The sequence below is a fragment of the Martelella mediterranea genome, assembly GCF_021021415.1.
GTDB lineage: Bacteria > Pseudomonadota > Alphaproteobacteria > Rhizobiales > Rhizobiaceae > Martelella > Martelella mediterranea_C.
In genome coordinates, this window is the sequence record NZ_JAINWJ010000078.1 from 1 (window position 1) to 8,777 (window position 8,777).

Consider the following 8,777-nt stretch of genomic DNA (forward strand, 5'->3'; position numbering starts at 1 on the left):
AAATGGGCGCAAATGAGGGCTTGATAAAGACGGATACTCTAGCTGGCTGTCCGCGATCTGGGTGATCCTGCCACTCGCAGTGTTGACTGTCGCAATCTGGTGGTTGATCGCCACCAATCCCCTGGCTCGGTTCGACAATGGCGCGCCGCCGGTGGAATCCCTGACCGTCGAACGTACCATCCTCGACCTCAACGGGTTGCGTCTGCTGGTCCGCGCCGGTGGCTCCGAGCCGATGATAATCGCGCAGATTCAGGTTGATGCTGCCTATTGGGAGTTCGTTCAAGAACCGTCCGGGCCGATCGCCAGAGGCGAGACCGCATGGGTCAGTCTGCCGTTCCCCTGGGTGACGGGAGAGGCGCATCGTGTCACCTTCGTAACCAACACCGGCGCGACGTTTGATCACGCGATACCAGTGGCGGTAGCTACTCCGTCCGTCACGTCGGGGAATCTCGTATCGCAGGCAATTCTCGGTGCATTCGTAGGCATTCTGCCGGTCGCGGTCGGGTTGATGTTCTATCCGGCGCTGCGTGGCGCGGGTCCGGCGACCATGGAATTCTTGCTCGCCATGACTGTCGGCCTGCTCGGCTTTCTAATAGTCGACACACCGGAGGATTCGCTGGAGTTCGCATCGCAAGCGGCTGCGATATTCCAGGGCCAAGCCATGGTCGTGCTGACGGCGGCCGCGAGCTTCCTCATCCTGATGGCGGTCTCACGGCGGCAGGGTAGTCCGACGGGATTGGCGCTCGCAACTTACATCTCGCTCGGGATAGGCCTCCATAACCTTGGCGAAGGGCTGGCCATTGGTGCTGCCTTCGCGGCAGGCGCCGCAGGACTTGGAACATTCCTTGTGATCGGCTTCACACTCCACAACATCACGGAAGGCATTGGAATAGCTGCGCCGATCCTGAAGGTGCGACCGCCGCTATGGACGTTCGCGGCGCTGGCGCTGCTGGCAGGAGGGCCAGCTGTGGTGGGCATCTGGATCGGCAGCCTTGCCTATGCGCCGCAATGGTCGGCGCTGGCGTTGGCGATCGGCGCTGGTGCAATTCTTCAGGTCATTTTCGAGGTCAGCGCGCTGCTGGTGCGTAGAAGTGGCGGCGACAGCGCCCGCCTCGGATCGATGCCGGTGATGGCGGGACTCGCTGTAGGTGTAGGGTTCATGTACCTGACAGCTATGCTCGTGAAGATTTAATTCCGATCCGACGAAACTGCGGCCCCTCACAAGCGGATCGCTGCCCCGCGATATAAGAGAGAGACTAAACTGGTGAGCCGGCGTCGCTGTTGCCGCAGGGGCAGGCTTGTTCTAAACCTCGGCTTCTTCGTCGGTAAACCGGCAGTTCAAAGCTATCCGGTCGGTTGGCGTATCGATTGATGACAGGATGGGCAGGACCTCGGTAAAGGCCGGTATCTCGATAAGGCAAGGATTTTAACCTGTATCGTACCGACGGATGATCTCCGGTGATCAAATCGAAGCTGATCTCTTTACCGATCGTGCTGCTGCCCATCAGCACTCGGAAAAACCCCCAGACTTATGACGATAACCATATTCTCACAAAAAGTTAACCATAGATCATATAGACAAAGAAGGCCTTAGAAGCGAAAAGAGTGTCATGATCCGTGTGCTGACCTTCATTCTAGCATTGCTGCTGGCGCTTCCGGCGCTCGCGCATTCGTTGGATGAGGACAATGTTCTTTTTGACTGCCAAAGCAGAACTGATGCGATCGAATGCACTTCAATTGCCGTTGACAGTGATCTTGGCTCTGACACCAAGCCGCTCGGCGAGGAAACCGGGAGCAAGATATCTGCCCACTGTCCGATGCACTGTGCAATTTTTGCTGTGATGAATGTTCCGACAGTGGCACCCGAGACACAGGAGCATGACTTCGAATTCAAACCCGTGCTTCTCTTCAACATCGGAAATGTAGTCCCACGACCACCAAACGCTCACGCATGAATGTAAACCTGCGCATTCCCGTGCAGATAGGAAACTTTCAAAGACGTGAGTGGGAAACATGATTTCAAGAAGAGAAATGCTATTTGGCGTTGGCGCCTGCCTTGCCACATCGTACGGGCTACCAGCCTACGCCCACACCGAGAAGTTCAAACTGGACGAAAAATACGAACCGCAATTAATTAGCTTGAGCGGTTACAACCCCGGTACAATCATAATCGACCCGAAAAACCACTTCTTGTATTTGCAGCTTGCTGCAGGAAAGGCGCGCCGCTATGGCGTCGGAGTGGGCCGGGCCGGGCTGGCTTTCAAGGGACAGGCGAAGGTCGGACGAAAAGCCAAGTGGCCCTCATGGACCCCTACAGCCAATATGATCAAGCGCAATCCGAAGAAGTACGCGCGCTTCGCCAAGGGTGTTCCTGGCGGCCCGACCAATCCTTTGGGCTCGCGGGCTCTCTATTTTTGTACAGGGATGGGCGCGATACGCTCTACCGCATTCATGGCACAACGGAGCCATCTTCGATCGGGCGCTCGGTGTCCAATGGCTGCATCCGCATGATCAATGACCATGTCGAAGACCTTTTTGAGCGGGTGCCAGTCGGCGCTCGGGTTGTGGTGCTGTAGCGCCAAAACCATTCTTCACATGCACGTTACCGAGAGCCGCAAACCAGTTCCGGAGTTTGCGGCTCGCACTCCACCAATGATGAATTTGAACAGGTCCACCATGCAAGAAGTTGTGAAAGTTGAAACGATATGAACCGCCGCCAATTCATATGTGGAGCCGCAGGATCCTCAGTCCTGGCATTGTCCGGATGCACCACTGCAACCAGAACCGACCTACCGGTTGAGGAAGCGACACCCAATCCGAAGTTAGCCACAATCCGGGCAATGTATGGACCGATGCCCGGCGAACGGTTTCCCCTGCCCGCTATCGACATCAACAAGGTGCCAACAAAATTCTGGAGGCGGCAGGTGAATTTCACCAGTCCGTATCCAGTTGGAACGGTCATCGTCAATACAAAGACATATTTCCTTCATCTGATCCAGGAAGGCGGAAAAGCCATGCGTTATGGCGTCGGCCTCGGTCGGCAAGGTTTCGAATGGTCGGGTGAAGGCGTGATCCAGTGGAAACAGGCTTGGCCGAAATGGACCCCGCCCGACGAAATGATCGCGCGGCAACCCGAGCTTGCAAAATGGAGCGCCAGCAATGGCGGTATGCCGCCTGGTCTTGACAATCCGCTCGGCGCCCGCGCCCTCTACATCTTCCAGAATGGTGAGGATACGCTTTACCGCATTCACGGATCGCCGGAATACTGGACCATCGGCAAATCGGTTTCCAGCGGTTGCGTGCGGATGATCAATCAGGATGTTGTCGACCTTTACGGCCGCGTGACCAATGGCGCCAGGCTGATTGTTGTCTGAAGCCAGGGGCAAGAAACGGAAATTGATGCTGCCTATGATCAGAAAAAAGCGCCGTGCAACCCGGGGATTTCGATTCAGTGTGATCGGCATTCTCATGGCAGGTCTGGTCTTGACCGGATGTGTGACGAGCACGCTGGAGCTTGATGGCCGAGGCGATGTTCCTATCCCGCAAAAGACTGTCGCCAAAATGCGGGATATGGGAATGAGGCCCGCAGACCCGGTGCTGGTTCGTATTTTCAAGCAGGAAAGCGAACTCGAAGTCTGGAAGCGGGATTCAACCGGCAAGTATGCACTGATGAAAACCTATCCAATGTGCCGATGGTCGGGCGTATTGGGTCCGAAAAAATTCGAAGGCGACCGGCAGGCGCCTGAAGGATTCTACACCGTCAATTCCGGCAGGCTGAACCCGAGATCGCAATACTACCTTTCCTTCGATCTCGGTTATCCGAACAGGCTGGAGCGGGCAAAGGGCTACACCGGTTCCGCCCTGATGGTGCATGGCGCGTGCTCATCGTCGGGTTGCTTTGCGATTTCCGATGAGTATGTCGCGGAAGTTTACGCGGTCGTCAGAGAAGCATTGAAAGGCGGCCAGCAGGACTTTCAGGTCCAGTCCTATCCGTTTCGGATGACGCCCGAAAACCTTGCGGCGCACAACGACAACCCGAATTTCGACTTCTGGATGGATCTCAAGGCGGGCTATGATCGCTTTGAAGTTCTGCGACAACCACCCCGGTTTCAATTCTGCGAGGGTCGCTACCGGTTCGGCGAACCCCTCAACGGCAATTCGCCCACCGACCCGCTTGGACAATGCCCGGCTTTTGAACCGGAAGTTCAGCAAGTGGCCGAGAAATCAACGGGCGACATCGAGAAGATGAAAAGCCTCCTCAACGATGTCCAAAGTCCTGGTCTCGCCTATTCGGATGGCGGTATGAACCCGGTCTTCCGCAAGATTCTGGCCAAGAAAGGCCCGCAGTATTTGTCGGAAATCACTTCATCGACTGCTGTCCCGGTCAGCCGTCCGCAAGCAGCGCTCGCCGACCCCTTCGTCGCCCGACGGCAACCCCTCAAAGCAGGCGCGACAAGGGAACAATGATTGCGAGCATCACCGGCTGATGCAGCAAATATATTGCGAGGCTGTGGCGGCCCAACCAAGCGAGCTTGGCCAGGAAAGTGCTGTCCACACTCGCGCTTTTTACCTGATGCAATCCAACGTCACACACTTTGGCGAAAGCGATGCCAAGAAGCGTCACGCCCGCCCAGGGAAGCACTGGTACGAAATCATTGCTGAGCGGCGGGTTGGCTGAAAGGCCGATCCACGCCAGCCATCGGGGGTCAAAGGCCGACAGCGAGACGAACCATGGAAGCGCCATCATCACCAATCCGGTCAGCAGACTAACTGAAGCCGGGGGTCTGAGAAAAACAACGCCGATGAGACTTGCAATGGCGATCGAATGCAAGATGCCGAAATACACAAACGCACCGGGAAATACCAGGAAAGTGACGATTGTTATCGCCATGGCGGCAGCAACAATGACGCCGAGTCGGCGAAAATATGTCGTTGTCCTGAACTGGACGCCATGCGCCAGAACCAGACTCACTCCCGCAAGGAACATGAAGCTTCCAGCCAGCGAACGTCCGAATACGAGCCACAGTGGATGAAAGGCCACGCCAGATATGAAGCCGGTGAATTCCAGATCCCAGACGAGATGGAAAAGCACCACGCCAGCGATCGCCGTTCCTCGTGCAGCATCAACGATCAGCAATCTGTTTTTTTTCATGCTGTTCACAGTAGCCTTATCCAATGGCCGTCAAACGGCAGACGTTTCTCAACTTCCCAGCGTCCGTGGAGCGAACAGGATGATCCCAGCGCCAAGGACACAGATCGCTGCACCGGTCAGATCCCAGGTGTCGGGCCGCTGTCTTTCCACTGTCAGAAGCCAGAGCAGCGAGGCCGCAACATAGACGCCGCCATAGGCCGCATAAGCACGGCCTGCGAAATCTGACGGGGCAAGCGTCAACAGCCAGGCGAAAGCTGCAAGGCTCACAAGGCCGGGGACAAGCCAGAGGGCGCTGGCCCCCTGCCGCATCCAGGCCCAGAAGGCAAAACAGCCTGCTATCTCGGCCAGAGCCGCGGCCGCATAGATGGAGAGCGTGCCAAACGGGGTCACGAATCGCCCTCGCTTTCCCGGGGACCGTGTTCGGCCGCGCAAAGCGAATGGTTGCCCAGCACTTCGATCACCCGGCAGTCAGCGATGCTGCCGCCCGCGCATTGCGCCACCATGCGCTTCAATTCGACCTTCAACGAGGCAAGACGCGCGAGCCGCTTCTCAATTTCCGCCAGTTGAGCCTTGGCAATAGCATCCGCTGCCGCGCATGGCTGGTCGGGATGATCCGAGAGGCTGAGCAGATCGCGGATCGCATCGAGCGTGAAGCCAAGTTCCCGCGCATGCCGGACGAAGGTTAGTCGATCAAGCGCCTTGCGGCTGTAGAGCCTCTGGTTGCCTGCACTTCGCTCAGCCTCCGGCAACAAGCCGATCTGTTCATAATAGCGGATGGTCGGCACCTTGACCCCTGCCCCCTGTCCAAGTTTTCCGATGGTCAGCATAAAATTTCTCTTGAAGCTACAGTGGCTATAGACATTAGAGAGAGTGACTGACGAAGACAAGGCCCGAGGAAACTCCCTGTGGGGGAAGGAAAAGCGGTGACGGAAATGGAAGCAAACAACAAAATCAGTTGCGACTGGACGGTGTCTGGCATGGACTGCGGGTCCTGTGCCACAAAGATAAAAGATGCTTTGGCACGGTTGCCAGGAGTTACCGGTGTCGAGGTCGGTATCATGTCCGAACGTCTGCGCCTGACTCTGGACGAGGGCGAGACTGGCCGCGACAAGATTGAAAAAACCGTTCGGGCGCTTGGCTACGGCATTTCACCGCGGATGGTGACGGCGGACCCGGTCGAAGATAATGACCATGGTGGAAGTGGTACCGGCCATTCCCATGCGGACGGCAATTCAAAGGACGATTTCGGCCACGGCAGTTCCGGCCATGTTCATGACGATCCCGCCGATCGGGACAAACGCTGGTATCAGACGGCCAAGGGGAGGCTGGTGATCTTTACCGCCCTGCTTCTTGTGGTTGCCTGGGGGGTGGAACTGATCGTTCCGGAGATCGGCAATTGGGCCTTCGTTGCAGCCTGTCTGATCGGGGTTGCTCCCGTCGCCCGCCGCGCATTTGCAGCATTGCGCATGGGACAGCCCTTCACCATCGAAAGCCTGATGACAATTGCCGCGATCGGCGCATTGTTCATCAATGCCGCGGAAGAAGCGGCTTTGGTCGTTTTCCTGTTCGCTGTGGGGGAGGTTCTGGAAGGCGTGGCCGCAGGCAAGGCGCGTGGTGGAATTCGCGCTCTTGCCAATCTGGTTCCGAAGACGGCGCTTTTGGAGATGAACGGCGCCACACGCGAAGTGCCGGCGGCAAGTCTTGCCGTGGGGCAGACCGTGCTCGTCCGTCCCGGCGATCGCATCCCGGCGGATGGCGAGATCAAAGAAGGCACCTCGGGCGTGGATGATAGCCCGGTGACTGGTGAAAGTGTTCCGGTGAACAAGGGACCCAGTGATTCGGTCTTCGCAGGCTCCATCAACACAGAAGCCGCGTTGCGGGTCACGGTGACCAAAGCCGCCGCCGACAACACCATCTCGCGCATTATACGCCTCGTGGAAGAGGCCGAGGAGGCACGCGCGCCGACCGAACGGTTCATTGACCGCTTCAGCCGCTGGTATATGCCCGCTATCGTCACTGTTGCGGCTCTGGTCGTGCTGGTGCCGCCCCTGGCCTTTGGCCAGCCTTGGGACACATGGGTTTACCGCGGGCTGGCGCTGCTGCTGATTGGCTGCCCCTGTGCGCTCGTGATCTCGGTTCCCGCGTCCATTGCTTCGGCGCTGTCAACAGGCGCGCGGCGCGGCATTCTGATGAAGGGCGGCGCAGTGATCGAGGCGGCTGCGAAGGTATCTCGGGTTGCCTTTGACAAAACCGGGACGCTGACGCATGGGCGGCCAGTGGTGACGGATATCGTAACTTTTGGCACAACGACCGAGGCCGAACTTCTGGCTGTCGCGGCCGGGGTCGAAAGCGGCTCCAGCCATCCGTTGGCCATCGCCATTCTGAACAAGGCGGAGGAGGCAGGCATAACAATCCTGCCCTCAAGCGATGCAAAAGCGTTGATGGGCAAGGGTGTGATCGCCACGGTGGGTAACGCTTCCGCCTGGGTGGCTTCACCAGGATATGCCAAGGACAATGCTGGGATTGACGACGCGGGTCTCGCCCAGACGACAGTATTCGAGGAACAGGGCAAGACCGCCGTCGTGGTGTTCCGCGAAAAGACCCCGCTTGGCGTCATCGCCATGCGTGACGAACCGCGCGCGGATGCGCCCGAAGCCGTGCGTCAGTTGAAAGCCATGGGCATCACGCCCCTCATCCTGACCGGGGACAACCCCCGTACGGCAGCGGCGATTGCGGGTAGCCTGGGCGTCGAGTACCAGGCCGACATGATGCCCGAAGACAAGATCAAGGCCATCCGCGACATGAGCGAGCATGGCGGCGTGATGATGATCGGCGACGGCATCAACGACGCACCGGCGCTGAAACAGGCGAGCGTTGGCGTGGCCATGGGATCGGGCACTGATGTCGCGCTCGAAACGGCCGATGCAGCCATCCTGCGCGACCGGGTGACCGACATCCCGGTCACCATCCGCCTCACCCGCGCGGCGATGACCAACATCCGCCAGAATGTCACCATGGCGCTGGGCCTGAAGGCAGTGTTTCTGGTGACCTCGGTTCTGGGCCTGACCGGTCTCTGGATCGCGATCATGGCCGACACGGGGGCCACGGTTCTAGTCACGCTGAACGCATTGCGGCTGCTGCGCTTCAATCCGGAACGCGAGGGCTGACACATGATTTCCGGCTTCGGTTGGGCCGCCCTGGTCCTGCTTTTGGGTTACCTTGTTCTCTTTTTCTGGGGCAGCGCGATAGCGGCTCGGGCGGCGGGCAAGCCGGTCTGGCTGTTCGCCCGGGCAAAAGGGCGTGACCGCTGGGCGGCAATCGGTTTCCGCGTGGCTTTTGTTCTCGCTTTCACCGGGCCGCTCGTTTGGTGGGCGTCGCCCGTTCTGCGCGATATGGACGTGTTCTGGGACAAAGGCTCGACAGTAATGCTTGGTGTGATCGGCCTGTTCGTGGCCGGGATCGGCGCGCTGCTGGCCTTTGCCGCGCAGATGTCGATGGGGAGTTCGTGGAGGGTCGGCGTTGCCGAGGGCGCAACGGGTAATCTCGTCTCAGAAGGTCTCTATCGGTTCAGCTGCAACCCCACCTGTCGCTTGGCACTTAATTGTAAGAATGCGCCGAATTAATC

Annotated in this window: 9 protein-coding genes and 1 pseudogene; 7 read left to right on the forward strand and 3 right to left on the reverse strand. The window is 58.4% G+C overall.

Features of this window, described 5'->3' with window-relative positions:
• Positions 1–46: 46 nt before the first annotated feature.
• The 5 genes and pseudogenes from K7H91_RS24945 (at position 47) to K7H91_RS24965 (ending at position 4,467) form a co-directional block, all read left to right on the forward strand.
• Positions 47–1,192 carry a metal transporter gene (locus K7H91_RS24945; RefSeq protein ID WP_230722878.1) on the forward strand — a complete coding sequence of 382 codons (1,146 nt, stop codon included), beginning with the start codon at positions 47–49 and terminating at the stop codon, positions 1,190–1,192.
• A gap of 418 nt (positions 1,193–1,610) precedes the next feature.
• Complete coding sequence (locus K7H91_RS24950) at positions 1,611–1,955, forward strand: hypothetical protein (RefSeq protein WP_230722871.1); 345 nt, start codon at positions 1,611–1,613, stop codon at positions 1,953–1,955.
• A gap of 76 nt (positions 1,956–2,031) precedes the next feature.
• Positions 2,032–2,576: pseudogene (locus tag K7H91_RS24955) on the forward strand (L,D-transpeptidase).
• A 129-nt stretch (positions 2,577–2,705) separates the two neighbouring features.
• Positions 2,706–3,374 (forward strand): L,D-transpeptidase, encoded by a 669-nt coding sequence (locus K7H91_RS24960; RefSeq protein WP_230722872.1) that lies wholly within the window; start codon positions 2,706–2,708, stop codon positions 3,372–3,374.
• 25 nt (positions 3,375–3,399) lie between these two features.
• The gene (locus tag K7H91_RS24965) at positions 3,400–4,467 is read left to right on the forward strand and encodes a L,D-transpeptidase family protein (protein ID WP_230722873.1); all 1,068 of its coding nucleotides are present in this window, start codon (positions 3,400–3,402) and stop codon (positions 4,465–4,467) included.
• On the opposite strand, the gene K7H91_RS24970 is transcribed toward K7H91_RS24965, so the two are convergent.
• Genes K7H91_RS24970 through K7H91_RS24980 form a run of 3 tightly spaced genes read right to left on the reverse strand, consistent with a single transcriptional unit; the run spans position 4,439 to position 5,979 of the window.
• A complete protein-coding gene (locus tag K7H91_RS24970) occupies positions 4,439–5,152 on the reverse strand; it encodes a heparan-alpha-glucosaminide N-acetyltransferase (protein WP_230722874.1) in 714 nt (237 codons plus the stop codon). The genes K7H91_RS24965 and K7H91_RS24970 overlap by 29 nt on opposite strands.
• A 48-nt stretch (positions 5,153–5,200) precedes the next feature.
• Positions 5,201–5,542, reverse strand: a complete 342-nt coding sequence (locus tag K7H91_RS24975; RefSeq protein ID WP_230722875.1) for a YnfA family protein — start codon at positions 5,540–5,542, stop codon at positions 5,201–5,203.
• On the reverse strand, positions 5,539–5,979 hold the full coding sequence (locus tag K7H91_RS24980) for a MerR family transcriptional regulator (RefSeq protein ID WP_230722876.1): 441 nt from the start codon (positions 5,977–5,979) through the stop codon (positions 5,539–5,541). The genes K7H91_RS24975 and K7H91_RS24980 overlap by 4 nt, the downstream gene beginning before the upstream one ends.
• 105 nt (positions 5,980–6,084) lie before the next feature.
• Between K7H91_RS24980 and K7H91_RS24985 the strand changes: the two genes are divergently transcribed.
• Both K7H91_RS24985 and K7H91_RS24990 read left to right on the forward strand, forming a co-directional pair.
• Complete coding sequence (locus K7H91_RS24985; protein ID WP_230722879.1) at positions 6,085–8,319, forward strand: heavy metal translocating P-type ATPase; 2,235 nt, start codon at positions 6,085–6,087, stop codon at positions 8,317–8,319.
• A gap of 3 nt (positions 8,320–8,322) precedes the next feature.
• A complete protein-coding gene (locus K7H91_RS24990) occupies positions 8,323–8,775 on the forward strand; it encodes a hypothetical protein (protein WP_230722877.1) in 453 nt (150 codons plus the stop codon).
• Positions 8,776–8,777: the final 2 nt, after the last annotated feature.